This is a genomic window from Mycobacterium deserti (assembly GCF_025345615.1).
Taxonomy (GTDB): Bacteria; Actinomycetota; Actinomycetes; order Mycobacteriales; family Mycobacteriaceae; genus Mycobacterium; species Mycobacterium deserti.
On record NZ_JAODWD010000007.1, the window covers coordinates 231,063 to 255,491 of the forward strand.

The window sequence follows — 24,429 nt, forward strand, 5'->3', positions numbered from 1 at the left end:
GGCTACGCGCCGACTCCTGGGACGCCACCGATCGATCGACTGCTTCCCCGTAGCCACACGGCGACGATGCCCCCGTGGTATAGATGGAGGTGTTACTGTCACATTCGTATCGGAGGAGGTGTGCCATGGAGTCGCTGCGCCGTCGCATCGTCGAGGATTTCGAGAAGGGCGCGGGCCGTCACGACGACCCCGATGTGTACGGCGGACCGGCAGGCGACCCCGGTCTGATCGGGCCGGGCAGCGTTTCGTGGGAGGTCAACGCCGACCTCGCGGCCGTATCCCAGGCCGGTCTGGCCGCGATCGTGCTGGAAATACTGCACCCGTCTGTCGTCGCCGGGGTGCAGGACCTGTCGACCTACCGCGAGGATCCGTTTCAGCGGGCCAGGGCCACCCTCGGCTATGTGCTGACGACGACGTTCGGCAACACCGAGGCCGCCACCGGAGTCATCGACCGTGTCCGGCACGTGCATTCGTTCGTCAACGGCACCCGGCCCGACGGCGTGGTCTACCGGGCACGGGATCCCGAGCTACTGGCCTGGGTGCACACGTGCATCCCCTGGATGATCCTGCGGGCCTTCGAGGACACCAACCGGTCGCTGTCGGCCGAGGAGCGTGACCGCTACCTCGCCGAACAGGCCGTGATCGGCAGGATGGGCGGAGCCGACTGGGTGCCCACGTCAATGGCCGAACTGTCCGACTACGTCGCGGCGATGCGGCCGAAGCTCTGCGTGAACGCTCAGACGAGGGAGTTCATCGACTTCCTGATGACGTCGCCCTTCTTCCCCGATCTTCCCGCTCCGGTCGACCGCCGGTTGCACCGGCTCGCCATCTATGCCGGCATGAGCCGGGCCCCGCAGTGGGCCCGCGAGCTCATCGGTTATGACCGACCGTCGGCAATGACCCGGGCTCTGATCGGGCCGGTACTGCAGTTCGACGCCAGACGGTTGCGCTGGGCGTTCGGCGAGCCGCCCTACGCCCAGCTCGCCCGCAGGAGAGCATCGCCTGACAGGATCGGCGCGCGGTGATCGACGCAGAACTGATCGAGATCGTCGGCGGTGCGTCAACGGGCGCCAGCGTGGACGAGGCCGCGGACCGGACCAGTCAGCGCATCCTCGACGCCGCTCTGCACGAAGCGGCTTCTGTTGGCCTGCAACGCCTTACGGTTGAGGATGTGGTGCGCCGCGCAGGAGTGTCGCGCATGACCGCCTATCGTCGCTACCCCCGTCGCGACGACCTGGTGCAGGCCTTGGTGCGCCGAGAGACCCAGCGCTTCCTCGCCTCGGTCGCCGACGCCATCGAGGCTGTCGAGGATCCGCATGAGGGGGTGGCGGAAGCGTTCATCGCCGCGGTCAGCTTCGCACGCGAGCATCCGATGCTGCGCCGGGCCGGTCAGGTCGAACCGGCGCCCACCGACGACTCCGCCGAACTGCTCAAGATGGGTTCGGCCTTCATCGCCAACTACATCCACGGCGAGTCGCCGGGCGCGCCGTCCCAACCGGTGCGCTGGGTGGCAGATGTGTTCGCGCGGCTGTTCTTCACCTACATTTCGATCCCGCCCTCCGACCCTGACTTCGGAGACGACGCCGAACTGCGTCGCTTCGCCCACGACGTGCTGACCCCGATGGTCGAACGCGCCATCTGACGGCGATGGCATAACTTGGTGGCGTGCGGAAGTGGACGCTGCTGATCGCGGCAATCACGGTCGAGGTCGTGGCGACACTGTCCTTGCGAGCGTCCCAGGATCATGCCGCGTGGCTGACTGTCGTCGTGGTCGGTTACCTCAGCGCGTTCGTGTTGCTGACCCTGGTTCTGAGGGCCGGCGTACCGGTCGGCGTCGCGTACGGGATCTGGGGTGCCATGGGCACGGCGGGCACGGCGGTGCTGGCGGCTGTGATCTTCGGTGATCCCTTCACCTGGCCGATAGTGGCGGGCATCGCGTTGATCATCGGCGGTGTGCTTCTCGTCGAACTCGGCTCGCGGACGCCAGCCGGGGTGGAGCCGTGATGTGGTGGGCGCTCGTCGGCGCCATCCTCGCCGAAGTCTTCGCCACGCTGTCGCTGCGCGCCTCGGACGGCTTCCGCAAGCGGGTCTGGTTCGGCCCGATCCTGGCCGGCTATCTCGTGTCGTTCTACCTGCTGTGGGTGTCGCTCGCGTTGGGCATGCCGGTCGGCATCGCCTACGGCGTCTGGACGGCGTGCGGGGTCGCGTTGGTGGCCATCATCGCCAGGGTCGTGTTCGCCGACCCACTGACCCCGAAGATGATGGCGGGCATCGCCTTGATCGTGGCGGGCGTGCTCACGATCGAGACGGCCGGCGTCGCCCGCTGAGCACACCGGCGAGGGCGACGACCACGATGCCGGCGATCGGCACCGCCAACAACCCGGCCCGCAGGCTGGTCGCGTCGGCGATGACTCCGACGGCCAAGGGTGCGCCGAAGAAGCCGATACGCATCAGCCAGGTCACGATCGTCAGCCCGGTGCCGGGGCGCAACCCCGGCAACTGATCCGCGCCGTGCATCGCGGCCGGTACCAGCGTTGCCACCCCGAAGCCCGCCGCGGCGAAGCCGGCGACCGTACCGACAACGGTAGGAAATGCCAGCGCACAACCCATTCCGAGCGCCGCGATCAGGCCGCCGGCGCGCGCGACCGTACGTTCGCCGAACCGGTCGACCAAGCGGTCGCCGATCAACCGGCCGACGAACATGAACCCGACCAAAGCGACATAGCCGAAGACCGCGACAGCACCCGGTGCACCGAGGCTGTCTCGCAGATACAAGGTGGCCCAGTTGCTTCCGGCGTCTTCGACGGTGGCGCCGGCGATCGCGATGACGACGAGCGCGAGCAGCGCTGCGTACACCGCAATTCCGGCGTCTCCCCCGCCGCCCGTCCGTGCTGACGGGTGGTTGTCCTGATCGGGACCTTTCAGCAGATACGGGTAGGCGACCAGGACCACTGCGGTGAAAAGGACGGCCGCAATCGTCAGATGTGTTGCGCGCGAGATGTCCAACGCGATCGCGGCGGCGCCCATCAGGCCCCCGACGATGGCACCTGCGGCCCACACTGCGTGGAACGAGTTGATGATCGAGCGCCCGTAGCTGCGTTGCAGGCGCAAGCCGTGTGCGTTCTGGGCGACGTCGGTGATCGAGTCGGAGGCACCCGCGACGAACAGCGCCGCCGCCAGCATCAGCGGCGTCGGCGCCAGGCCCGCCGCCACGACGAACAGGGCTATGCCCGCGGCGCCGACGACCGCCACCCGCGACGACCGGTAGCGCCGGATCAGCGCCGCGGCAGCCAGGCCCGCCACGAGCGCGCCTGCCGAGAACGCGGCGACGGCTGCGCCGTATATCGCGTTGGACAGGTGCAGATCGGATTTGATCTCGGGGTACCTCGGCAGCAGATTGGCGAAAACCGCGCCGTTGGCCAAGAACAGCGCGGCTACCGCGACCCGCGCCCTCCGGTTCTGCGCCTCGGACACGTCGAGTCCGCCAGGCGCCATTGCAACGACACTACCGAAAGCGGTTGGCTCACTTGCTGACGCGGGTCACCAGCCGTTCGCTCGTCTCCCATAGGTCGAGCGCTTTCGCGCGGTCGTAGGAATCCTTCGAAGAGGACATTTGTTTTCGCCCGGCAAAGTAGGCGCCGGTGACGCCGTCGAGCCGCGGGTCATGTACGAGCGCAGCAAGGTGGCGGCCCGAGGTGCGCGTGCTGTTGACACCGGGCAGCACGCGAAGGGCGGGGAACAGGTAACGCCACGCCCACCGGCCCGCAGGCGCGTAGTCGCGGGCCAGGCCGGATCCCGGCATCAGGCCGGGATCGAATGCGTTGACGGTCACATCCTGCTCGCCGTGGCCGAGGCGGCGGTCGAGTTCGTAGGCGAAAAGCAGGTTGCACAGCTTTGAGGTGGTGTAGCGGCGACGACCCTCACTCGAGTCGGAGATCTCGGACGGTTGCGCCATTTCTGCGGCGCTGGTGTAGTTCGGCGACGGCATGCCGGTGAACTTGGCCGGGTCGTGCGTGCCGCTGCTCACGACGACGACACGCCCTGGCCGCGCCAACTGCTCACGGAGCCTTTGCATCAGAGCGAAGTGGCCCAGGTGGTTCACTCCGAAGGTCATTTCCACGCCGTCTTCGGTCTGCTCGGTTCCGGACACGACCTGCAGGCCGGCGTTGCAGACGACGGCGTGCAGCGGGGGCAGCCCAGCGCCGCGCAGAGTGTCGACGAATCTGCTCACGGAAGCCAGCGAGGCGAGGTCCAGCTCGAGCACGGTGCACCGCTGCGGCAGGCCGAGTCGGGCGACGGCGTCGGCCCCGCGTCCCGCATCGCGGACGGCGAGCACGACGTGCCACGCCGGATCGGCGGCCAGTAGCGCACGGGCACACTCGAATCCGAGGCCGGCGTTGGCACCGGTGATGATCGCGGTTCTGGTCGTCATTTCTCCTCCAGCAGGATCGGGATCAAGGCCGTCACCGTCTGGTGCAGCCGCAGATACATCCGTTCGATGTCCGTCACGTCGGGCTCGAGATGTTCGGCCAGGAAAATGCCGTCGGACAACGCCGTGGCGACGGCCGCCAGTTCTGCGACGACGCGCCGCGCCCTCGCCGGCGGCACGTCCTCGGGTAGCAGCGCAGCGATCGCGGCGCCGAACCCCGCGAGCGCTTTGTCGCGCACCCGGCGCACCACCTGGGCGACCGCTGGGTCGTCGCTGCGTTCCAGCGAGAGCAGCAGGAACAACCGCAGGAATTCGGGATGCTGAGCCTGCTGTCGGGTCACGGCGGCGAGTTGGCTATCGATGTCGGCGCCGGCGGGAATGGCCGCGAAGAACCGTTCCGCACCGCGTTCCATCACCGCCGCCAGCACCCCTTCCTTCGATCCGAAATGCCAGTAGATCGAGCTCGGCGGCAGTCCACATGCCTTGCGAATGTCGTTGATCGAGGTGGCCGCGTATCCGCGGGTCGCCATCAGCTGTTCGGTGGCGTCGAGGATCGTCTCGCGCGACAACTCGCCCTGCTGCTGTCGCCTGCTGGTCGATGCGGACATTGTCGCCTGTCTGTAAGGATCGTTACAGACAGCCTACATGGCTGCGTACGGCCCGCGGGCGGCTGCGCTCGTCGACATCATGCGGGCGGCGGTCGAACCTCAGGTGTAACGCGCGAGCGCCCGTCTCCGGTTTCACAATCGTCACCTCTGCGATATGTTCGCAGCGCACCGACTTAGGAGATAACACGTGAAGAAGCTCGTTGTGCTCAGCGGTGGCCTCGTGGTCGCCGGCTCGGCCGCCCTGGTCGGCGCGGGCATCGCCTTGTCACAACCGGCCGATTACAGCGGCCTCAATGTGGTCGGTGAGCCGTACAACAAGGCGCTTCAACTGCTCAAGAGTCAGGGTGTGAAGGGGTACTTCGGCGGATCGTTCGGCAGCGTGCTGTCCCAGTCGGACTGCCTGGTCGATCAGCAGAAGATCACCTCAGGAGGCCGCGTCCTGCTGATGTTGGACTGCAGTCAGAAGGCCGCCGATATGCTCGAGGAGATGGGCCCGTCGGGCGGTCCTCGCGTCGGGAGCAACGGCGTCACGACCGTGACACCGACGCCGCTCGTGCCGATCCAGGGCGCGCCCGGACCCGTTTCCCCGCCCCCGGCCTGACCTACCCCTCGACCATTTGCCGCAGGTTGTTGAGCGTCGCGCTCATCGTGCGGCCGACCTGACGGGCGGCAACCCTGTCGGCGATGATTCCGAGCAGATTGCCGGCCGACTCGTAGGCCAACCGGAACGTGACCTTGGTGCGGCCGTCGTCGGTCTCCCGCAGCCGGAACCGGCCGCGCTGCGACACCCCGGTCAGCCCGATCCAGGACAACTCTCGAGGCGCATCGAACTCGACGACCTCGACGGTGCCGCCGATCGGCACGGATCCGACCTTCCAGTGCACGGTGTAGCGAGCGCCCAAGCCTGCCGCCCCATCGGTCAGGGTCTCCCAGCGTTCCAGGCTTGCCATGAACTCGGGATAACAACCCGGGTCGCTCACAAGCTTCCACACGGTCTCGCGATCGGCGTCCATGACGCACTGCCGTTGAACTCTCATCAGGGCCGTCTCTTCTTCGCGCAAGCGCTCATCAGGGCCGTCTCTTCTTCGCGCAAGCCCTCATCAGCCGATCACCGGGAACCGTCTACCCGCCGCGAGCCGGTCGACACCGGCCTGCAGGCTGGCCAGCACCTTGTCGTTGATGACGTCGTCGTCGCTGGCCGCGATGTCGTCGGCGTCGATCGGGTCCTGCACCTCGATGGCGATCTTCGTCGGAAGGGGTAAGCGCGGCACCATGTCGCTGACCGCAAGGCCCCACGGCGGCGCCAACAGGATCGGCACGCTTTTCAGACGCGCCATCTTGTCGACCCTCGTCAGCTTGGCCAGCCACTGTCCGCGGTCGAGGAACAGGGCCGCTTCCTGACCACCGACGCTGGCGACCGGCACGATCGGCACACCGGCCTCGCGGGCGAGCTTCACGTAACCCTTGCGACCGCCGAAGTCGACCTCGTGACGTTTCCACGACGGCCGGAACACCTCGTAGTCGCCGCCCGGGTACACCAGCAACGCCCCACCGGACTGCAAAGCGAGCGTGGCATTGTCGTGATTGGCGGCGACGGTGCCGAACTTGCGCAGTGAGCCCAGTCCCGGCATCGAGACGACCAGGTTGTGCGCGAGTTGGTAGAACGGCCGTTCGACACCGAAGTACGAGCAGAACGCCAGCGTGAAGACGAAGGTGTCGGGCGGGAGGTTGCCGCCACTGTGGTTGCCCACCAACAAGACCGGTCCTTCGGCCGGGATCCGGTCCAGCCCGCGCACGTCGGCCCGGAAGTACAACGAGGCCAACAGCCACAGACCCGGTAGTTGCTCGCGGATGTAATCCGCGTCGCGCTGGTCCAGATCGGCCTTCGGAACACGGGCCGTCACCTGGTGTTTTGCCCAATCGAGAGCGTCGCCGATGCCCGCCATGCAGGTGATATTGACACGACGCAGCAATCCGAAACCCGCGTTCCCACGTACTCCTCGTAAACTGCGATCACCGATGCTTCGACAGGAGGTCGATATGCTGCGACCGCGCCGGTTCGCCGAGGAGATCGATCCGGGCCCGGTACAGATCCAGGCCCGTCAGGTGCACTTCGACCTCGCCGGCGTGCCCTTGGAGTGGATTCCGGCCCATCCGGTGGCCTCTACGATGATCAACTTGTTCAACGTTGTGCTGCCCGCAGCCGAGCATTGGTTCGTCAAGACGTTCAACGAGGCGCTGCCGCTGGTGAAGGACCCGAAGCTCGCCGAGGACATCCGCGGGTTCATCGGGCAGGAAGCCACGCACGCCGCAGCGCACGACCGCGTGATCGCGGAGTTCCTCACCGGCAACGGCGTCGATCCCACCCCGATGCTCGAGCTCGTCGAGTACATGTTCGAAAAGGTCTTGGCGCCAACAACTTCGACTGATCCCGAGCGTCGGCTGAACAACCTTTGTGAACGGCTGTGGCTGATCGCGGCCATCGAGCACTACACGGCGGTGCTGGGCGACTTTGCACTGAACTCCTCCTGGGACCGGCACGGCGCCGACCCGACGCTGGTCGATCTCTTCCGGTGGCATGGCAGCGAGGAGGTCGAGCACCGCAGCGTCGCGCACGACGTCGCGGTCTACTTCCACGACAGCTACCCCGATCGCATCAGGGCGATGGCGCTGGCGGCGACCGTGATGTTCGCTTTCTTCCAGCGCGGCACGTGGTACCTGCTCAAAGCCGACCCGGCCAGCGACATCGGTTGGTGGAAGATGCAGCGTCTGCGGATGCGTGATTCCAAACTCGGGCTCCTGCCGAAGTTTCGGACCCTGTTCGGAGCCAACACAATGGCGTACTTCCGACCGGGATTCTCCCCGGAGCAGATGGGCTCCACGGCGCAAGCAGTCGCGTATCTGGCCACCTCTCCTGCAGCGCGCGCGGCCCACCTTTGATGAGCCTGCGGGAACGCTACCGGCAACTGCCGTCCAACCCGTTTCACCGCGAGCGCCGGGACGTGATGGTGGGGTTGGTCGGGGCCGTGATCTCCGGGATGGAGGCGATGGCGGGCGCGGTCCGGCGGGTGACGCTACCGCCGGAATCGGACCGGACACGCGAACTTTGCATCGTCGACCGACGCGTGGTGGCGCACGACGAGAACGTGGTGGCGTTGACGCTGGCCGGTGTCGACGGCGCTCGGCTCCCGCGTTGGCATCCGGGCGCGCACATCGACGTCCGCCTGCCCAGCGGCCGGCTACGTCAGTACTCGCTATGCGGTGACCCCGCGGACACGGCTGCCTATCGGATCGCGGTGCGGCGCATACCTTCCGGCGGCGGCGGCTCGATCGAGATGCACGGCCTGCCGGTAGGGGCGACCGTCACCACGCGCGGGCCTCGCAACGCCTTCCCGCTGACCGTGCCGGGGTATGGATCGCCCGCACAGCGGCTCCGATTCATCGCGGGCGGTATCGGGATCACCCCCATTCTGCCCATGCTCGGGTTGGCGGACCGCCTCGGCGTGGACTGGTCGATGGTGTATGCGGGTCGCAGCCGCGACAGCCTGCCGTTCCTCGACGAGGTCGCTGCCCACGGCGACCGGGTGCGCATCCGCACCGACGACTCCGCCGGGTTGCCTACGGCCCGTGACCTTCTCGGCGACTGTGCGGACGGAACCGCGGTGTACGCGTGCGGCCCCGCGGCAATGCTGACCGCCATCCGGTCCGCACTGATCGGTCGCGACGGCGTCGAGCTGCACTTCGAGCGGTTCGCCGCGCCGCCAGTCGTGGACGGCACGGAGTTCACCGCGACGGTCGCCTCTACCGGCGCCGACATTCGCGTCGGGCCCGACGAAACTCTGCTGGCCGCGCTCAATCGCGCGGGCGCGCAAGCGCCGTACTCGTGTCAGCAGGGGTTCTGCGGCACCTGCAGGACACGGGTGCTCGACGGCACCGTCGATCATCGCGACATGCTGCTGACGGATCCGGAACGTGCCAGCGGCATGATGCTGATCTGCGTCTCGCGGGCGGCCGAGGGGTCGCGTCTCACGCTCGATCTGTAGTCGCGTCTCGTACTATTCGCCCATGCGGTTGACCGATGGTGCGAGGTTCGCCGGATACACCATCGTGCGCCTGCTGGGCTCCGGCGCTGTCGGGGCTGCCTGCGCGCCGGTCGGCAACACCCGCGCCACCGAGGCGACCGACGAACCCCTGCCCCTCGCCGAGGAGTCTCTCGTCCGGGTGTGCATGCAGCAGACCGTCCGGACCCGACGCGGATGCCGAAGAGACTTTCGCGACAGCAACAGATTGCGGCCACTGCCATGAGATTCGCCGTCGTCGCGCCCGTCGGCGCAGCAGTCACCGCGGACCCCGAATTCATGGTCGCGTTCGCGCAACACACCGAGGCATGCGGCTTCGAGTCGATCGTCGTGGTCGAACACACCGTGCTGATGTCGCGGTACACCAGCGTCTACCCCTACGACCCGTCGGGACGCGTCGAATTACCGGCCGACTGTCCGGTGCCCGACCCCCTGGACCTGTTGGCGTTCCTCGCCGGCCACACGACGCGGCTCGGCCTGGCAACCGGCGTGCTGGTCTTGCCGAATCACCATCCCGTGGTGTTGGCCAAAAGGGTGGCCACCCTCGACGCGCTCTCCGGTGGGCGACTTCGCCTCAGTGTGGGCGTTGGTTGGCTCAAAGAGGAGATCGAAGCCTGCGGAGCGGATTTCGCGAGCCGCGGCCGCAGAGCCGACGAACAAATCGCGGTGATGCGGCTGCTGTGGGAGCAGCGGGCCGACGGAGCAAGTTTTCACGGGGAATTCTTCGACTTCGACCACGCGATGTGCTATCCGAAACCGGCCCGCCGGGTGCCCATCCACATCGGCGGACACACCAGCCGGGCCGCCCGCCGGGCGGGACGACTCGGAGACGGCCTGCAACCGTTGGGCGTCGGCGGACCCGCGCTCGAGGAGCTGGTCGCCGTGATGCGCGACGCAGCAGCCGATTCCGGGCGCGATCCAGACGAGCTGGAGTTGTCGCTGGGGCACAGCGTTGGGAAGATCGACCGGCAACGGGCGGACAAGCTCGAGGCGCTCGGCGCGAGCCGCGTCGTGCTGGCGATGCCACCGACGGCGTCCATCGGCGAGGCGCGCGACGTACTCTCGGCGTGTGCCCAGCGACTGGGGCTGACGCCATGATGCTGGCCCTGCCCGACCGGCTGGCGCTGGCCGATCTGGTGCATCTGTATGCGTCCGCGGTCGACGACCGACGTTTCGACGATGTGCTCGAATTATTCACCGAGACAGCGGAATTACGGCTCCCCGATCCACCGAAGATGCTGTATCCGGTACGGCGCCACGATGGTCGCGACGGCATCCGTACCGCCTTGGCCACACTGGCTGCGGTGACGCGCACCGAACACGCGATCGTGGGTGAGGTGTACGCGCCCGGCGAGGACGCCGACTACGCGCTCGGCAGAATCACCTGCATCGCCCACCACTGGACAGTTGCCGGCGACCGCATCGACGATCTGGTGTGGCATCTGCGCTACGACGACGAATACCTGCGCACCCGCGCCGGTTGGCGTATACACGGCCGCGCGTTGACCATCAACGCTATCGAGACCCGCCCCGCGCGTCGCGTTCGAGCGCATCCAGCAGTCGATCGAGCAGCGGCAGCTGACCCTTCAGCAGCTTGGACCGAGCCTCGGCAACAGAAAACCAACCCACCCGGTCGATTTCGGGAAACTCCTTGAACTTTCCCGACCCTTTCGGCCACTCCAGTTCGAACGTGTTGGAGAACGTGCCTTCCAGGTCGAGGTCCCCGCGGACCGCGAACGCGGTGATCACCTTGCCGCTGGGCTGCCGCAGCGGCGCGAAGTCGATGCGGGGTCCGTCGGGAGGAATCTTGCCGAGTTCTTCTTCGAACTCGCGCACCGCGGCGCTCCACGGGTCGTCGCCCTCGGCGTACTCGCCTTTGGGGATCGACCACGCACTGTCATCTTTGCGGGCCCAGAACGGCCCGCCGGGATGACCGATGAGCACCTCGACCTGATCGTCGACGACGCGGTACAGCAGCAGTCCCGCCGATAGCTTTGGCACGCCATCACCTTATTGCCGCGAGTGCGGTCGGATCAGTACTTGCGGTCGCCTTCACTGTCGTCGAAGAATGCCCATTCGCCGTCGTCGGACTTGACCTCCATGCGCCAACCGAGTTCGGGTTCGGCCTTCTCGTCGACGAACCAAGCGTGTGCATCGTCGGCGCTCTCGATGTCCTTGGTGTCGACTACTTCACCCTTGGGGTTCAACACTCGATACGTAGCCATGCGGATACCGATACCCGGTTGGCCGGGTTTGAATCAGTCGGCTCTCGGCATCGGAATACCTTCGCTCGCGGAGAACCGCGCATCCTCGCTCGACGACAATCCGAACGACACCACCGAGCGCTCGAAGAACACGTCGGTCAGGTACGCCAGCGCGACCGCCCACCGGTTGACGAACCGTGGGATCGCGTAGATGTGGTAGGCGCGGGTGACGACCTTGGCGGGGAATCCGGACAGCTGGACATTGAGGGGATTGGCCACGGCGTAGCGCGGTCCGAGGTCGACGACCAAGCCCATGTTGCGGTGCTTGTACGTCTTCGCCTTCCCGATACCGAGGCTGGCGGCGACGTTGCGCGCCAACACTTTCCCCTGCCGCGTCGCGTGCTGCGCGGTCGGCGGGGTGATCTTCCCCGGCTGTGTCACGTCCGGCACCGCGGCAGCGTCGCCCGCGCCGAACACGCCCGGGTAGCCGGGCACCTCCAGTTCAGTGGTCACCTTCAGCCGGCCCTTCTCGGTGGGCAGGCCGAGTTGTTCGATGAGCGGCGCTCCGGTGACACCGGTGACCCACGCGACGGTGTGGGTGCGGACCAGCGACCCGTCGCTGAGCACGACATGTTCGGCGTGCACTTCCTTGAGCGTCACCCCGAGCCGCACCTCGATGCCCCGCGATTTCAACACCCGCTGTGCGGCGGCGCCCAGCTTGTCCCCCACTTCGGGCATCACCTGATCGGCCATGTCCAGTAGCAGGAACTTCACATCCTCGGGCGCGAAGCTCATCGATTTCGCCGCTGCATCGGCCAGCGCCCGCAGTTGAACCGCCAATTCGGTGCCCGAGTACGACGCGCCTACCACCACGATCGTCCGCCGCGCCGCCGCACGGCCCTGGTCGTCGTCGACGTCGGCGAGCTCGAGTTGTTCGAGCACATGATCGCGCAGGTACAACGCCTCTGCCGTCGACTTGAGTCCCCGCGCGTGCTCAGCCAGACCTGGCACGTCGAAGAGCCGGGTCACCGACCCCGGCGTCAGCACCAAACGGTCCCACGGCAACACGCGCGCGCGTTGCTCGGGATCGACGTAGGTGACTGTGCGCGCATCGAAGTCGACACCGTCGACACGGCCGCGGATCGCCTGGACGCCCCGCAGTGTGTTCGCCAGCGGAATCGCTACGAAGCGAGCGTCCACCAGGCCTCCGGCAACGTCGGGAAGCAGTGGGGTGTACAGCATGTAGTCGACGGGCGAGATGATCGAGATGTCGACGTCGGCGTCTTGCCTCCTGAGCTTTTTGGCAAGATTGCGCGCGCATTCGAAGCCGGTGAAACCGCTGCCGACGATCACCACAGACGTCATCGCCCCCACTGTACGGAAGGCACTCTGTCCAGTGGATGCTTGCAGTTATGACGCGCTCGCGATCGCTGCGCCTGCTCGACCCGTTGCGGGCCCTCGAGGTGCTGACTGCGTTGTGGTCGACAGCCGCGGTCGCCCCGATCAGCAGCGGCGCCGCCGCCGCCTACCGGACGTTGTTCATCACGGTGCGGCGCCTGGTAGCCGGCCGGCGACTGGCGATTCGCCTCGACGAAGGCGAGTTGACACTCACCGTCACCGAATTCGATTCCCGGCTCGATATCCGCGGGCTCTCGGTGGGACAACTCACCGACGTCCGCCTCGCCGCCCGCGACATTCGATGGAATGACAGCGTCTTCAACCACGCCACGGCCGTACTGCACAACCTGCACATCAGGCCCGCTGCGCCTCCGGTGGTGGTGGCCGCGCCGGTGGACCTGACGCTCGAGGTGCCCGCCGCAGCGCTCGACGACTTGTTCCGATGGGCCGCGCCCCGGCTCTCCGGCGAGGTCGCCGACGACGGAATCGCCCGCTTGCGGCTGGCGCGCAGACCGCGGATGGGACACCTCGAGGTCGACGCCCGCCTCGACGGTTCGACGTTACGGCTCACACCGAACGGCATCGTCCTCGGCCGGTCGCGGTGGCGGCTTCCCGCGCACACTCCCGCGTATCGGGTTCAGTTGCCCGAGTTGCCGCACGGCCTGCGGCTCACCGAGGTCGAGTTCGCTCCTAAAGTGGTGCGGCTGTCGGGCACTTTGCCCGAGTGGCGGATGGCAATGCCGCGCACCCGTCTCGAGGAAATTCTCAACCAACTCAGCGCGGTCGGGGTGCCGCTCAATCTCACCCGGCTGCCTCGTTTGCTCTAGCAACAGGGCGGCCAACCTGGCAGGCGCCTGATCCTGCCAGCGGGCGATCAATTCCTGCCAGCGGAATGAAACCGCGGCGCGGCCGGTTAAACGGGTCAGACCGGCACGAATGCCAAGACAGCCGGAGAAGTAGACGTCCGAACCGCGTCATTCGCTCCACGGCTCGACGAAGTGAAAGAAGGCGAAGAACATGAAGAAGTTCGGATTTGCCACCATCGGCACCGCGGCCGTCGGCGGGGTGGCCGCAGCGATCATCGGACTGGCCGCACCGGCGTTGGCCGCGCCGTCAGGCCCCGACAACGCGCAGCAGACGATCGGCCAGCTGAAGTCGCAGGGTTACACCGTGATCGTCAACCGCCTCGGCAACGCCCCGCTGGATCAGGCCGAGGTCGTAGCCGTCCGGCCCGGACAGACGTACACCCACCTGGACGCCGGCGCTCCGATCATCGGCGGCAACGACAACTACACCACGGTGCGGGACCGGGTCGTCTACGTAGACGTCAGGTAACCAACGACGCACGCGGAGGGGCATCCGATCGGGTGCCCCTCCTTTCGTGTGTCGATGCCGTCTCGAGGCGCATGGGTCACGGGTGCAGAACGCTCTTCGCCGTTACAGTGCCGGTGTGCACCGTTATTCGCGATATGTCGCCATCGGCGACAGCCAGACCGAGGGTCTGTGGGACGGCAACGACTCCACCGGCCTCGTCGGGTTCGCCGACCGACTTGCTGCCCTCCTCGACGCCCATCACCCCGGCCTGGAGTACGCCAACCTCGCGGTGCGCGGTAGGCGGATACTCGACCTGCTCGTCGAGCAACTGCCGTTGGCGCTGGCGATGCGTCCGGACCTCATAACCGTCTGCATCGGGATGAATGACGTCACCCGGCCAGGGCCGTACTTCGATCGTGCGCTCGCCGACCTGGACACCCTGCACGGCAGGCTGGCCGAGTCCGGTGCCACCGTGGTGACGACGACCTTCCCCGACCTCACCCAGATCCTGCCGGTCGGTCGTGTCATCGCGTCCCGGGTGTTGCGGATCAACGAAGAGATCCGGGCAGCCGCGCAGCGGCATGATTTCCGGCTCGTCGACCTCTACGGCGCGCCGTCGATGGCGGACCCGCAGACCTGGAGCCCCGACCGCGTGCACGGATCCACGCAGGGGCACATCCTGTTCGCCGCTGCCGCCGCTGAAGCGCTCGACCTGCCTGGCAGCAGCCACGACTGGGCACAGCCCGAGGGCATGCGTCGATCGTCGATCCGGGCGCGTGCGCACTCTCAGGTGCTGTGGACCAACAACCTGCTGATGCCGTGGCTGTGGCGCAGTGTCCGCGGACGATCCGAGGGCGACGGAAGAGGACCCAAGCGTCCTCGACTCACGCGGGTGCCGGTCTAGAGGCCGAACAGTGACAGCGGGATCGGTGACTGACCGCTGCCGATGGACGACATCACCGTCGGGCAGAACATCGAGACGGCGATGCCGGTGAACATCGTTGCCGGACCAAGCGACATGCCGCCTGTGTCTGCCACTTTGGCCGCGACGTCGGCGGCCGTCTGACCGGGCTCCGAGAGCATCGGGCAGACCTGCTGGCCGAGCGAGACGGCGCTCGACGGATCGCCCATGACGACACCAGCCTCGGTCACGGCGTTGAGAAACGCGTCGTCGACCGGGTTGGCGGGGTCGGCTTGCGCGGGGGCGACGGTAACCGCCGCCGCGGTGAGAAACGCGGCGGACAGCGCCGTCGTCGAACCAAGTTTGCGGAGCACCGGCAAATCGTACGTGGTGCGGGCGCCAACGCCGCGTCGGGACCGGGTCAGACGCCCGTCCACGTGCTGTCGATCATGGCGGCCACGTCTATGACCTTGGCTTTCTGCGCCTCTGGGCTGTCGATCTCGCCGGTGACATGAGCTGCGATGAAGCGCCGGACCTCGGCGTCTATGCCGCCGAGCACCCGCACCACCTCCCCACGCAAGGACTTGGAGGTGACGTGGATGGTGATGTCGGAAGCGCGCGGTTTCTCGACGTCGAGGATGAGCAGCAGCGGCGCGGCGGCCCGCGCCGTGGCACTCAACGCGATCTCGCCGAACACCATGAACTTGGGCTTGTCGATCCGCAGGTCGACGACCATGTCGATCTCGAGAGGGATCCGGATCGCGAAGGTGATCATGTCACCGACGTCGCGTGTCGCCCGAGGCTCCAAAATCCGCACCTTCGCGGTCACCTTGGCGATCTTGCCGGGCCCCTGGCCCATCGGGCCCATCTCGAACGCATCGCCGGCGATCTCGCCAATGGCGCCGCCGACGCGGTCTTCGGTCACCGCGGTCTCGAAGAATCTGCGGCCGAACTCTTCGTAAGTCATCTGGTCATCGACGTGCATGATGGCCTAACCGTCTCACGTCGGCACCGTCCACCGGTGCGACGCGCCCGAATCGAGACACGCTGTCAGTGGCCGCCCTGTTCGCTCCGGGCTTCCGCTCCCGTCTCGCCGGAGTCGATGGAGTCGTCGGAGAAGGTGCGCCCGACGTAGCTACCGTCGTCGGAGTCTTCTTTTCCTGCTCGCGACCCGGCTACCTTGCCGTCGTCCTCGACGCCCTGCTCGCTGTCGTCGTTGTCACCGTTGTCTCCTGGACTCATGGGGTTCATCTACCCGCTGCCGAGGTGCTCAAACTGAGCGTCCGATCGCCGCGGTCACCGCTGCTCGGAGAAGTAACGAATCCTTCTGATTGCGAACGGTTTCGAGTCCACCTCGGCAGTCAACACGTCGCGACCGGTGTCGCGCTCGAGTGCGACGGCGATGTGGTATCCGGAGGCGATCAGCTTGCGCGGGCGCGAATCGGACAGCCGCGACAGCAGGTCGGAAGTCGACAGCGGGGTGTCGTCGCCGGAGGTGATTCGCGCACCCTTACCGAGCCACCGACGCACCGCCACCTCGTCACCGATGCGCGCGTCGTCGAGAAATCTGCCGAACTGCCGCTTGCCGTCCGCGCCCGTCCCGCGGAAGCCGTTGAGGAAGCCGAGCGTGCCGATCAAACCCTGGTTGGTCAGTAGTGCTCTGGACAGTTGCAGGCCGGCGGGCACGCCCTTGACGCCCCCGCGCAGGAACTGGCCCACCATCGACGGAAGTTCCCAGAACGCCGTCAGGGCCGCGATTTTCACTTCTTCACCGCTGCGCTGCAGGTCGTATCGGATGTAGATCGGCACACGCAGCATGATGGAGCCGAGCGCCGCCTGTAGTACGCCGTCGCGGACGACTGTTTCACCCGAGACGATGTCGGTGTCGGGCAGGTAGGCAACGTCGCGCGGCCCGATGAACGTGTCGAAGAAGCGTCCGATCGCCGCGTGTCCCCGATGCGGCGAAGAACCGACCGGGTCCTGAACCTGCCCGTCCGGGGTGAACAAACCGACCCAACCGCGACGGTCACGCGCAGCCGCAGCTGCGGGCGACCGCTCGACGGCCGCGAGCGCGTCCGCGCGTGTAATCGGCATAAGGGCGTCCTACCACGCCGGTCGGTCCCAGTCGACTACCGCGGCATCTGCGGGCACACTGGAAGTACCGCCGTGCAGCATTGCAGGGCTTTCGAGGAGGAACCGCCATGAGCAGCAACGGGCCTTTCGGGTTCGACCCCGAGGATTTCGACCGCGTCGTCCGCGAGGCCGGCGAGGGACTGCGCGAGGCTCTCGACGGAGTGGGCAAGCTCCTCGGCACGTCGGGTGAACGGGCGGGCTGGGCGAATCTGGTCGACGAGTTCACCCGGCACTCGCGGCCTAAGCGGGAGCCCGAGACCGCCGGGGAAACGGGCGACGGGGTGTGGGCCATCTACACCGTCGACGACGACGGCGGCGCCCACATCGAGCAGGTGTACCCGACCGAGCTCGACGCTTTGCGTGCCAACAAGAACAACACCGATCCGACCCGCAGGGTGCGGTTCCTGCCGTACGGCATCGCGGTCAGCGTGCTCGACGCGCCCGAGTCGTCGTCGGAGCCGCCCTCCGACACCGCTAGCTGAACCGCCGCCGGATTCCGGCCAGCATCGTCTTGTGCGCCTCGACGGCCTCGCGTCGGGTGAGCGCGGGCAGCGGGCCTGGCGCGTCGATCGTCAACCGTTCGGTGGTCTGCGTGCCGGTTCCGGCCGGGGCGAACGTCACCGTGGCGGACAACCGCACGCGAGGAAACTGGCGCGCCTCCGCCTCGACATCGCCCTCCCACGGCACAGTCATTCGAGCCACGTAGCGAGTCCGTATCGTCAACGGGCCCAGCGGTATCCGGTCAGTCACGCGATAGGTCTGCCGGTAGCCGCCGGGCGTTTCGGTCCGTGACAACGAGCGCACCGACAGCACCAGTGGATGGACCGCCCTGATGTTGTCGAGGTCGACATAAAAGGCGCGGACCTCCCGCGGCGGTGCGGGTACCTCCTCGTGAGGACATGCGACGAGTGGACGATCAGCCGGCAGCGCGGACGTGGTTGCAATTCGTCACGTTTGAGCTGCAGGTGCGGCGACGAGGACCCGCTGGATGTCGGGTTTCATCTGCTGCAGCTGTTGACCGGCGTAGCCCCAGCTGTGAATACCGCCGGGAAAGTTGAACACGCCGTTGTTCCCGCCCGCGGCGATGTAGGCGTCGACGAAGCTGCGATTGGAGTCGACGGCGAATCCCTCCAGGAATCCGAGGCCGGCTATGGGTGCGTCCGGGCTCGCCAACGCCGGGTCGGTCAGGTTGCCGTCTCCGCAGTAAACCCAGACACGGGTGCCGTTGGCAGCGAGCAGCGGCGCCTGCAGGGTCGGATCGTTGCGCGCCCATGCGGGATCGCCGGGCGGGCCCCACATCGCGGCCGGGTCGAAGCCGCCGTTCCACATCATCGCGAGCCGCACCTGACCCGGCCAGTTCGGCGCGGACAGATTCAGGAAGCCCGACATAGAGCCCGCGTAGACGAACTGCTGAGGATGATGGGCCGCGAGCACCAGCGCTGCCGAGCCGCCCATCGAGAATCCCACGATCGCACTGCCGGTGGGGCGCACGTTCTTGTTGCTCGCCAGCCATGCGGGCAACTCTTGGGTCAGGAAAGATTCCCACTTGTAGGTGTAGGTTCCGCCGTTGCCGACGGCGGGCGCATACCAGTCGCTGTAGAAGCTTGACTTGCCGCCCACCGGCATCACCACCGAGATCCCGGAGCCGGTGTACCAGTCGAATGCCTGGGTGTTGATGTCCCACCCGTTGAAATCCTCGCCGGCCTCCATGCTGTCGAGCAGATAGAGCGCCGGAGCATCGGGACCACCGGACAGAAACTCGACGCGCACATTGCGCCCCATGGCCGCCGAGGGGACCTCGAGCTGTTCGACCGGCAGACTGGGGTTCGAGAACGCTTGTGCCGTGGCGGATTCGCCTGCCACACAGACGAAGCCGGCGAGGGTGCCGGCAATGACCGCGGCGACAGCCATACGCATGGACCTGTGGGGTGACGTTCTCGCCACGAGCACCATCGACGGACCTCCGTCCCGCTGGACCCCGACCTGCTGCGGACGATACGCCGCGCACCCGTCTCACCTGCACGTTTCGCGGGATTACCGACTGCTGGCGCTATTGTTATAAAAACAGTTAAGATAGGCCGCTGTGGACCGCGATCAGCTGATCGACCTGACTCGGCGAGCCGTCAAACTCGCGCGCGACAACACAACGGACCTCGCGCCTTCGCAGCGCACGGTGACCGCTGACGCCTATACGTCGGTTGAGCGCCACGCGCAGGACTCCGCGATGCTGATGGCCAGTCCGCAACTCGTCGGCTACGTATCCGAACTCCCCCGCCCCGGCACCTTCTGCACGAAGACGGTGATGGGCCGCTCGATCCTGTTGACCCGTGCGGCCGACGGACTGGTTCGCGCGTTCGACAATGTCTGCCTGCACCGTCAGTCCCGAATCACCGACGGATGTGGCAGCGCGCGCCGGCTGGCGTGCCCGTACCACTCGTGGACCTACGATCTGACCGGGAACCTCGCGGGCCTTCCGGGCGCAGAGGGTTTTCCCGAAACAACTACGGGCGATGCACGATTGAGCGAGATGCCCGCCGCCGAGTGCGCAGGATTCTTGTGGATCTCACTCGACCGTGACAGGACCCTCGACATACCCGCCTTTCTCGGTCCGCTGGCCGCCGAACTCGACTCCTGGGGCATTGGGCGATGGTCGCCGTTGGGCGAGAAGGTGCTGGATTGTCCGATCAACTGGAAACTGGCAATCGACACGTTCGCGGAGAACTATCACTTCGCGACGGTCCACAAGACCACGTTCGCAACGATAGCCCGCAGCAACTGCACCGTGTTCGACTCGTTCGGCCCGCATCACCGGCTGGTGTTCCCGCTCAACGGAATTCTCGACTTGGAGAACACGCCCGAGCACGAGTGGGAGCCGCTGCAGAACATGGTCGTGATATATGCGCTGTTCCCGAACATCGTGCTCTCCTGCACGATCGCGAACGGCGAGTTGTTCCGGGTCTACCCCGGCGATGTGCCTGGACGGTCGATCACGGTGCATCAGAACTCGACGCCACTGGATGTGTCCGATGAATCGATGGCCGCAGGTGCGGCCGCGGTCTTCGACTATGCGCACTCGACGGTCCGTGACGAGGACTACGCGCTCGTCGAGGCCCTGCAGGCCAACCTCGCATCGGGGGTGCGCGAGCATCTGGTCTTCGGCCGCAATGAGCCGGGCCTGCACCACCGTCACGAAACCTGGGAGGCGGCAGTCAAATTCGGTGCAGGCCGTCGATGACACGCGCCACATCGTCGCGCTGTTCGGAATCGGCTGCCGCCAACACGTCGGCCAGTTCCCAGTCGCGGTACAGCGCCAGCGACCGCTCGTAGAAGCCGAACCCGCTGACGGGCACACCCCGCAGCATGCCCTGGTACCGGTACGGACCTTCCATGTACTCCAGGGGCAAGCCGTGCGCGGGCGCCGCCACCAACGGATCCCCCGTCAGGTCCAGATCTAAAGCGCGCGAGGTCAGCCGGTGGCGATCGGGCATGTATCGCACCGGTGCGGGCGGCGGTACCAGTGTCCGGATCGCCTCGGGCCATCGCACATAGCTGAAGACCTCGACCTCGACATCGTCGGCATACTCGGGATCGGCGACCGGGGAACTGGTGGTGACCCCGGAGAAAGGTTCGACAGCATTGCGATTCGTGCGGTCGAACTGACGCCAGATGCTGAGGTCGACACCGTTGTCGAGGTTGATCGTGCGCCATTCATGTGCGCGCGAGCGGATGTCGCCGTCCGGCCCCCCGCTGTTGGCCACCAGTGGAAACCATTGCCGGTCAACATGGCCCGCATTGCCTGCGACGTGTTCGGTGACCGACCCCCATGACAGCGATCCCGACATCGACATGCCCGTTTGGAAGTAGGAGTATGTGTCGGCCTGCCCGAAGCACTCGATCCTGCCGTTGTGCGTCGCGGCACCGAGAGGGACCGGTGCGCGCGACGGTGTCACGCGCAGGTCCAACCGCATCTGCGCACCCGCCTGGTCGCGTCCGACGAAGGTGACGTCGTAGGTGTAGGGGACCAACCGGCCGCCCTCGTCGCGGCAGGTCCGCCACTGGGCGGTTCCCGCGCGGCTGTCGAAGGTGATGTCGAGATGGTCGTCGGCCACCGACAACTTCGGGTTCGAACCGGAACGCAGGTTGGAGCCGGGCATGTCGTAGTCGGTGAAGGTTCCATACGCGCCGACATCGATGTCGAAGAGCGCAAGAGTGTAGAAGTCAGCGACGATCGCCTGTCCCGGGCGGTTCTTGTTGAAGATGCTGAGGAACGCGTATCTGCGACCGCTCTCGGCGGTCAATTCGCCTGCCAAGAACCAGGTGTCCGATTCACACTGCGGGTGGTTCGCCTCCGCAGCGGGGAAGTCGAACTGTGTGTCGCCGGTTACCAACCGGAACGGATAACGACGCCAATCGTCGGACTGATGATGGTCCACGAACCTCCGCCTTTTTGCTATGTTTGCATTAATAGCAACTTTAGCCGTGCGATGGGCCGTAGACCCCCGTGATGGGCGACATCGACACGCGGTTTCCCACTACAGAGGAGGTTGCGGCATGAGATCGCTTGCCTACGATCGTCTTTTCATCGGTGGACGCTGGGAACAGCCGGCGACAGAGCAGCGGCTCTCGGTGATTTCGCCGCATACGGAGGAACCTGTCGGCGAGACACCAGAGGCGAGTCCCGAAGACGTCGACAGGGCCGTTCGAGCCGCCAGGACTGCGTTCGATGAAGGGCCGTGGCCACGCCTTCGCGTTGACGAGCGAATAGACAGGATCGAGAAGCTCGCAACCATCTATGCCTCCGAGACCGATGCGATCGCCGATCTCATCACCGCCGAGATGGGCTCACCGCGCAGCTTCAGCCGACTCGGTCAGGGCGCAGGGGCACTTGCACAGATGCATCTGACCATGGCCACGGCGCGGGAGTTCCCGTGGGTCGAGCGGCGGCGCGGCCTCTTCGGCGATGTGCATTTGCGCCGCGCTCCCGTTGGTGTCGTCGGGGCGATCGTGCCGTGGAACGTTCCGCAGTTCCTTATCATGCCCAAGCTGATTCCTGCGCTGATCGCCGGCTGCACCGTCGTCGTCAAGCCCGCTCCTGAGACGCCCCTTGACGCGATGTGGCTGGCCGAGATGCTGTCCGAGATCGACCTCCCGGAAGGTGTGGTATCCATCGTTCCCGGTGGCAGGGACACCGGCGAGAGTTTGGTGCGCCATCCCGGCGTCGACAAGATCTCGTTCACCGGATCGTCGGCGACCGGGCGGCACATCGCGGCGTTGTGCGGTGGACAACTCAAGCGGGTGAGCCTGGAACTCGGCGGCAAGTCGGCGGCGATCGTTCTCGACGACGCCGACATCGCCCATACCGTCAAGCAGTTGAAAATGGCAAGCCTGATGAACAACGGGCAGGCCTGCGTCGCGCAGACGCGCATCCTGGTCAGCGAGCGCAAACACGACGAGGTGGTCGACGCGCTCGCGGTAATGATGTCGGCGTTGCAGGTCGGTGACCCCGCCGATGCGGCCACCGACGTCGGACCGCTCGTTGCGCAGCGTCAGCAAGAGCGCGTGCAGGGCTACATCCGGGCCGGCGTCGACGAAGGCGCGCGAATAGTGCTGGGCGGCAGCGACAAACCGCATGATCGCGGCTGGTATGTCCAACCCACGCTGTTCACCGATGCGACGAACGACATGCGTATCGCGCGTGAGGAGATCTTCGGCCCGGTGTTGACGGTGCTCAAGTACGCCGACGAGAAGGACGCGATCCGCATCGCCAACGACACCGACTACGGGCTTGCCGGTTCGGTGTGGACCGCTGATGTCGCCCACGGCTTGGAGATCGCCGCCGAGATCCGGACGGGCACCTACGGCATCAACATGTACACCCTCGACACCACCGCGCCGTTCGGCGGCTTCAAACAGTCCGGCATCGGGCGCGAATTCGGCGCCGAGGGATTGTCGGAGTACGTGGAACTGCAGTCGACCGTCAGCGCGGGCAAGCTGCCAAACCTAGCCTGACACCTCGAGCGTGAGCTGCGCCGGGCAGCACAGCTCGTCGCGCTGATTGAACACAGCGATCTCGAGGTCGACGAGATGCCGAGCTGAATCGCACCGCTTGTCCACCACCCGCCCCCGGCCGACCATCGAATCGCCTGCGTAGATCGAGCCGGTCAATGACACCTTGCGTCGCACCACCCGGCTGTACGGACCCGCCCAATCGGTCGCGATCCGGTCGACGAATCCGGCGAGGTGCATCGTGTTCACGAAAATCGTCGGATGGCCGTGGGTTTCGGCATAAAACGGGTTGTGATGCCATGGCACGTAGTCCCAGGTCGTGCCCGCATTCATCACCACGCGCTGATAGCTGATTTCGTCGATCACTTCGGGAAGCGCGGCGGGGACGATGATTTCGTCCCACCTCACGGCTGGCCCGCAGGCGAGTAGCGGAACAACGTGTTGCGGATCGTGGCCACGGGCGCGCTGTCATCGCGGTAGTACGTTTCGAGTGTTTCGACGAAATGCCCGGCGCCAAGGCGCGTCTCCTTCTCGGGCGACACGCCGGCCACTTCCTCGACCACATTGAGCCGATCGCCCTCGAGGATCGGGGCAGCGAATTCCGCGTCGTTCGAAGCGTTGATGATAGCGACGCCCGGCAGCGGCACCCGGATGGCGATCGACGCCGTGGGCCGCTCGCCGCAGGGCGTCCATGGCGGCGGCATCAGCAGCCCGGTCAACAACGCCGGAGGTGCGACCAGGCCGCCCCAGACCGGGCGCGCGAAGTCCTCATCCCAGTACGACGGATTGGGGTCGCGCACCATCGATGCGAAGTGCTGAATGCGGGCCCCGCTCACGGCAGTGCCCGCGTACCGCGGTTCGGCCTTTCTGCCGATCCACTGGCGCGCTTCTTCATAAGTGCCGTAGGCGAACTCGTAGCTGATGTCAGCGGTCACACCGGCAGCGCGTTCTCGCGTGGTGCTCGATCCCACTGCAACTCCCGTGACGTGAAGTACCAGCCGCCGCGCTCGTAGACGAGCCGGTCGACGAACGTCCCCGTCGCGCTGAGCACGTTGTCGCGCAAGAGCAGTGCCACGCAGTGTTGGGTGGCGTCGACGCCGTCGACGTTGATCTCGTGGTCGACGGTCACCAGTCGGCTTCCGCCGCCGCCGTCGAATGCCTCACGTAGGTCGGCGAACCTCTGACCGTCGCGCGAGTACGTCGCGCCGGCATGACGGAATGTGGTGATCCAGCCCACGAGGTCGCCACTGGAGTACAGCCGGTTGTGCCGGGCATTCACGTTGAGGATGGCCGCGCGGCCCGCCAGGGTGTCCAACACGAACTGCTGCTGATAGGTCATCGTCATTGCGTTCTCCTG

General features: G+C 66.4%; 33 protein-coding genes and 1 pseudogene. 16 read left to right on the forward strand and 18 right to left on the reverse strand.

Going from position 1 to position 24,429, the window contains the following annotated elements; genetic code table 11:
- The first annotated feature begins 125 nt into the window (after positions 1–125).
- The 4 genes from N4S67_RS26735 to N4S67_RS26750 are packed head-to-tail and all read left to right on the forward strand — an operon-like array spanning position 126 to position 2,327.
- On the forward strand, positions 126–1,025 hold the full coding sequence (locus N4S67_RS26735) for an oxygenase MpaB family protein (RefSeq protein ID WP_260996067.1): 900 nt from the start codon (positions 126–128) through the stop codon (positions 1,023–1,025).
- A complete protein-coding gene (locus N4S67_RS26740; protein ID WP_260996068.1) occupies positions 1,022–1,642 on the forward strand; it encodes a TetR/AcrR family transcriptional regulator in 621 nt (206 codons plus the stop codon). The genes N4S67_RS26735 and N4S67_RS26740 overlap by 4 nt, the downstream gene beginning before the upstream one ends.
- 23 nt (positions 1,643–1,665) lie before the next feature.
- A complete protein-coding gene (locus N4S67_RS26745; RefSeq protein WP_260996069.1) occupies positions 1,666–2,004 on the forward strand; it encodes a DMT family transporter in 339 nt (112 codons plus the stop codon).
- The gene (locus tag N4S67_RS26750) at positions 2,004–2,327 is read left to right on the forward strand and encodes a DMT family transporter (RefSeq protein ID WP_260996070.1); all 324 of its coding nucleotides are present in this window, start codon (positions 2,004–2,006) and stop codon (positions 2,325–2,327) included. Before N4S67_RS26745 ends, N4S67_RS26750 begins: the two co-directional genes overlap by 1 nt.
- Here the strand turns inward: N4S67_RS26750 and N4S67_RS26755 are convergent.
- Genes N4S67_RS26755 through N4S67_RS26765 form a run of 3 tightly spaced genes read right to left on the reverse strand, consistent with a single transcriptional unit; the run spans position 2,296 to position 5,037 of the window.
- The gene (locus N4S67_RS26755) at positions 2,296–3,495 is read right to left on the reverse strand and encodes an MFS transporter (protein ID WP_260996071.1); all 1,200 of its coding nucleotides are present in this window, start codon (positions 3,493–3,495) and stop codon (positions 2,296–2,298) included. The two genes, N4S67_RS26750 and N4S67_RS26755, sit on opposite strands and share 32 nt — an antisense overlap.
- Positions 3,496–3,523: 28 nt before the next feature.
- Entirely contained in the window at positions 3,524–4,432 is a 909-nt protein-coding gene (locus N4S67_RS26760; RefSeq protein WP_260996072.1) for an SDR family NAD(P)-dependent oxidoreductase, read from the reverse strand.
- Complete coding sequence (locus N4S67_RS26765) at positions 4,429–5,037, reverse strand: TetR/AcrR family transcriptional regulator (protein WP_260996073.1); 609 nt, start codon at positions 5,035–5,037, stop codon at positions 4,429–4,431. Before N4S67_RS26765 ends, N4S67_RS26760 begins: the two co-directional genes overlap by 4 nt.
- A 187-nt stretch (positions 5,038–5,224) precedes the next feature.
- On the opposite strand from N4S67_RS26765, the gene N4S67_RS26770 reads away from it, so the two are divergent.
- Positions 5,225–5,638, forward strand: a complete 414-nt coding sequence (locus N4S67_RS26770) for a hypothetical protein (RefSeq protein ID WP_260996074.1) — start codon at positions 5,225–5,227, stop codon at positions 5,636–5,638.
- A gap of 1 nt (position 5,639) precedes the next feature.
- Here the strand turns inward: N4S67_RS26770 and N4S67_RS26775 are convergent, their stop codons facing one another.
- Positions 5,640–6,074: an SRPBCC family protein gene (locus N4S67_RS26775; protein WP_260996075.1), complete on the reverse strand. Its 435-nt coding sequence runs from the start codon at positions 6,072–6,074 to the stop codon at positions 5,640–5,642.
- A 63-nt stretch (positions 6,075–6,137) separates the two neighbouring features.
- Complete coding sequence (locus tag N4S67_RS26780) at positions 6,138–6,983, reverse strand: lysophospholipid acyltransferase family protein (RefSeq protein ID WP_260996076.1); 846 nt, start codon at positions 6,981–6,983, stop codon at positions 6,138–6,140.
- Positions 6,984–7,077: 94 nt separating this feature from the next.
- Here N4S67_RS26780 and N4S67_RS26785 point away from each other — a divergent pair, with 94 nt between their 5' ends.
- From N4S67_RS26785 to N4S67_RS26805, 5 genes and pseudogenes are all read left to right on the forward strand, one after another.
- A complete protein-coding gene (locus N4S67_RS26785) occupies positions 7,078–7,977 on the forward strand; it encodes a metal-dependent hydrolase (protein WP_260996077.1) in 900 nt (299 codons plus the stop codon).
- The gene (locus N4S67_RS26790) at positions 7,977–9,080 is read left to right on the forward strand and encodes a PDR/VanB family oxidoreductase (RefSeq protein ID WP_260996078.1); all 1,104 of its coding nucleotides are present in this window, start codon (positions 7,977–7,979) and stop codon (positions 9,078–9,080) included. Before N4S67_RS26785 ends, N4S67_RS26790 begins: the two co-directional genes overlap by 1 nt.
- Positions 9,081–9,102: 22 nt before the next feature.
- A complete protein-coding gene (locus tag N4S67_RS26795; RefSeq protein ID WP_260996079.1) occupies positions 9,103–9,342 on the forward strand; it encodes a hypothetical protein in 240 nt (79 codons plus the stop codon).
- Entirely contained in the window at positions 9,339–10,214 is an 876-nt protein-coding gene (locus N4S67_RS26800) for an LLM class F420-dependent oxidoreductase (RefSeq protein ID WP_260996080.1), read from the forward strand. The genes N4S67_RS26795 and N4S67_RS26800 overlap by 4 nt, the downstream gene beginning before the upstream one ends.
- Positions 10,214–10,555: pseudogene (locus N4S67_RS26805) on the forward strand (nuclear transport factor 2 family protein); the annotation flags it as partial. The gene N4S67_RS26800 and the pseudogene N4S67_RS26805, both read left to right, overlap by 1 nt.
- Positions 10,556–10,631: 76 nt before the next feature.
- Here N4S67_RS26805 and N4S67_RS26810 read toward each other — a convergent pair.
- From N4S67_RS26810 to N4S67_RS26820, 3 genes are read right to left on the reverse strand one after another with little or no spacing between them, the layout of a single operon-like run.
- Positions 10,632–11,117 carry an NUDIX domain-containing protein gene (locus N4S67_RS26810; RefSeq protein WP_260996081.1) on the reverse strand — a complete coding sequence of 162 codons (486 nt, stop codon included), beginning with the start codon at positions 11,115–11,117 and terminating at the stop codon, positions 10,632–10,634.
- Between the two features lie 32 nt (positions 11,118–11,149).
- A complete protein-coding gene (locus N4S67_RS26815) occupies positions 11,150–11,341 on the reverse strand; it encodes a hypothetical protein (RefSeq protein ID WP_260996082.1) in 192 nt (63 codons plus the stop codon).
- Between the two features lie 33 nt (positions 11,342–11,374).
- On the reverse strand, positions 11,375–12,685 hold the full coding sequence (locus tag N4S67_RS26820) for an NAD(P)/FAD-dependent oxidoreductase (protein WP_260996083.1): 1,311 nt from the start codon (positions 12,683–12,685) through the stop codon (positions 11,375–11,377).
- A 47-nt stretch (positions 12,686–12,732) separates the two neighbouring features.
- Between N4S67_RS26820 and N4S67_RS26825 the strand changes: the two genes are divergently transcribed.
- From N4S67_RS26825 to N4S67_RS26835, 3 genes are all read left to right on the forward strand, one after another.
- The gene (locus N4S67_RS26825; protein WP_260996084.1) at positions 12,733–13,545 is read left to right on the forward strand and encodes a hypothetical protein; all 813 of its coding nucleotides are present in this window, start codon (positions 12,733–12,735) and stop codon (positions 13,543–13,545) included.
- Positions 13,546–13,735: 190 nt separating this feature from the next.
- A complete protein-coding gene (locus N4S67_RS26830; RefSeq protein ID WP_260996085.1) occupies positions 13,736–14,053 on the forward strand; it encodes a hypothetical protein in 318 nt (105 codons plus the stop codon).
- Between the two features lie 115 nt (positions 14,054–14,168).
- Positions 14,169–14,936, forward strand: coding sequence for an SGNH/GDSL hydrolase family protein (locus tag N4S67_RS26835; protein ID WP_260996086.1), 768 nt, complete (start codon positions 14,169–14,171; stop codon positions 14,934–14,936).
- On the opposite strand, the gene N4S67_RS26840 is transcribed toward N4S67_RS26835, so the two are convergent.
- The 4 genes from N4S67_RS26840 to N4S67_RS26855 form a co-directional block, all read right to left on the reverse strand.
- Complete coding sequence (locus tag N4S67_RS26840) at positions 14,933–15,307, reverse strand: DUF732 domain-containing protein (protein ID WP_260996087.1); 375 nt, start codon at positions 15,305–15,307, stop codon at positions 14,933–14,935. The genes N4S67_RS26835 and N4S67_RS26840 overlap by 4 nt on opposite strands.
- A 47-nt stretch (positions 15,308–15,354) precedes the next feature.
- Positions 15,355–15,918, reverse strand: coding sequence for a hypothetical protein (locus N4S67_RS26845; protein ID WP_260996088.1), 564 nt, complete (start codon positions 15,916–15,918; stop codon positions 15,355–15,357).
- 65 nt (positions 15,919–15,983) lie between these two features.
- On the reverse strand, positions 15,984–16,175 hold the full coding sequence (locus tag N4S67_RS26850; RefSeq protein WP_260996089.1) for a hypothetical protein: 192 nt from the start codon (positions 16,173–16,175) through the stop codon (positions 15,984–15,986).
- A gap of 54 nt (positions 16,176–16,229) precedes the next feature.
- Positions 16,230–17,027: a ketosteroid isomerase family protein gene (locus N4S67_RS26855; protein ID WP_260996090.1), complete on the reverse strand. Its 798-nt coding sequence runs from the start codon at positions 17,025–17,027 to the stop codon at positions 16,230–16,232.
- 107 nt (positions 17,028–17,134) lie between these two features.
- Here N4S67_RS26855 and N4S67_RS26860 point away from each other — a divergent pair, with 107 nt between their 5' ends.
- Positions 17,135–17,548 (forward strand): hypothetical protein, encoded by a 414-nt coding sequence (locus N4S67_RS26860; protein ID WP_260996091.1) that lies wholly within the window; start codon positions 17,135–17,137, stop codon positions 17,546–17,548.
- Here the strand turns inward: N4S67_RS26860 and N4S67_RS26865 are convergent.
- Both N4S67_RS26865 and N4S67_RS26870 read right to left on the reverse strand, forming a co-directional pair.
- Complete coding sequence (locus N4S67_RS26865) at positions 17,541–18,011, reverse strand: SRPBCC family protein (protein WP_390893544.1); 471 nt, start codon at positions 18,009–18,011, stop codon at positions 17,541–17,543. The genes N4S67_RS26860 and N4S67_RS26865 overlap by 8 nt on opposite strands.
- Positions 18,012–18,014: 3 nt before the next feature.
- Entirely contained in the window at positions 18,015–18,983 is a 969-nt protein-coding gene (locus tag N4S67_RS26870; RefSeq protein ID WP_260996092.1) for an esterase family protein, read from the reverse strand.
- Positions 18,984–19,149: 166 nt separating this feature from the next.
- Here N4S67_RS26870 and N4S67_RS26875 point away from each other — a divergent pair, with 166 nt between their 5' ends.
- A complete protein-coding gene (locus tag N4S67_RS26875) occupies positions 19,150–20,301 on the forward strand; it encodes an aromatic ring-hydroxylating oxygenase subunit alpha (protein ID WP_260996093.1) in 1,152 nt (383 codons plus the stop codon).
- Here N4S67_RS26875 and N4S67_RS26880 read toward each other — a convergent pair.
- Positions 20,276–21,499 (reverse strand): lipocalin-like domain-containing protein, encoded by a 1,224-nt coding sequence (locus tag N4S67_RS26880; protein ID WP_260996094.1) that lies wholly within the window; start codon positions 21,497–21,499, stop codon positions 20,276–20,278. The two genes, N4S67_RS26875 and N4S67_RS26880, sit on opposite strands and share 26 nt — an antisense overlap.
- A 118-nt stretch (positions 21,500–21,617) precedes the next feature.
- On the opposite strand from N4S67_RS26880, the gene N4S67_RS26885 reads away from it, so the two are divergent.
- A complete protein-coding gene (locus tag N4S67_RS26885; RefSeq protein WP_260996095.1) occupies positions 21,618–23,075 on the forward strand; it encodes an aldehyde dehydrogenase in 1,458 nt (485 codons plus the stop codon).
- Here N4S67_RS26885 and N4S67_RS26890 read toward each other — a convergent pair.
- Genes N4S67_RS26890 through N4S67_RS26900 form a run of 3 tightly spaced genes read right to left on the reverse strand, consistent with a single transcriptional unit; the run spans position 23,067 to position 24,417 of the window.
- Positions 23,067–23,480 carry a MaoC/PaaZ C-terminal domain-containing protein gene (locus N4S67_RS26890; protein WP_260996096.1) on the reverse strand — a complete coding sequence of 138 codons (414 nt, stop codon included), beginning with the start codon at positions 23,478–23,480 and terminating at the stop codon, positions 23,067–23,069. The genes N4S67_RS26885 and N4S67_RS26890 overlap by 9 nt on opposite strands.
- Positions 23,477–24,007, reverse strand: a complete 531-nt coding sequence (locus tag N4S67_RS26895; protein WP_260996097.1) for a MaoC family dehydratase N-terminal domain-containing protein — start codon at positions 24,005–24,007, stop codon at positions 23,477–23,479. Before N4S67_RS26895 ends, N4S67_RS26890 begins: the two co-directional genes overlap by 4 nt.
- A complete protein-coding gene (locus tag N4S67_RS26900) occupies positions 24,004–24,417 on the reverse strand; it encodes a nuclear transport factor 2 family protein (RefSeq protein WP_260996098.1) in 414 nt (137 codons plus the stop codon). The genes N4S67_RS26895 and N4S67_RS26900 overlap by 4 nt, the downstream gene beginning before the upstream one ends.
- Positions 24,418–24,429 lie beyond the last annotated feature (12 nt).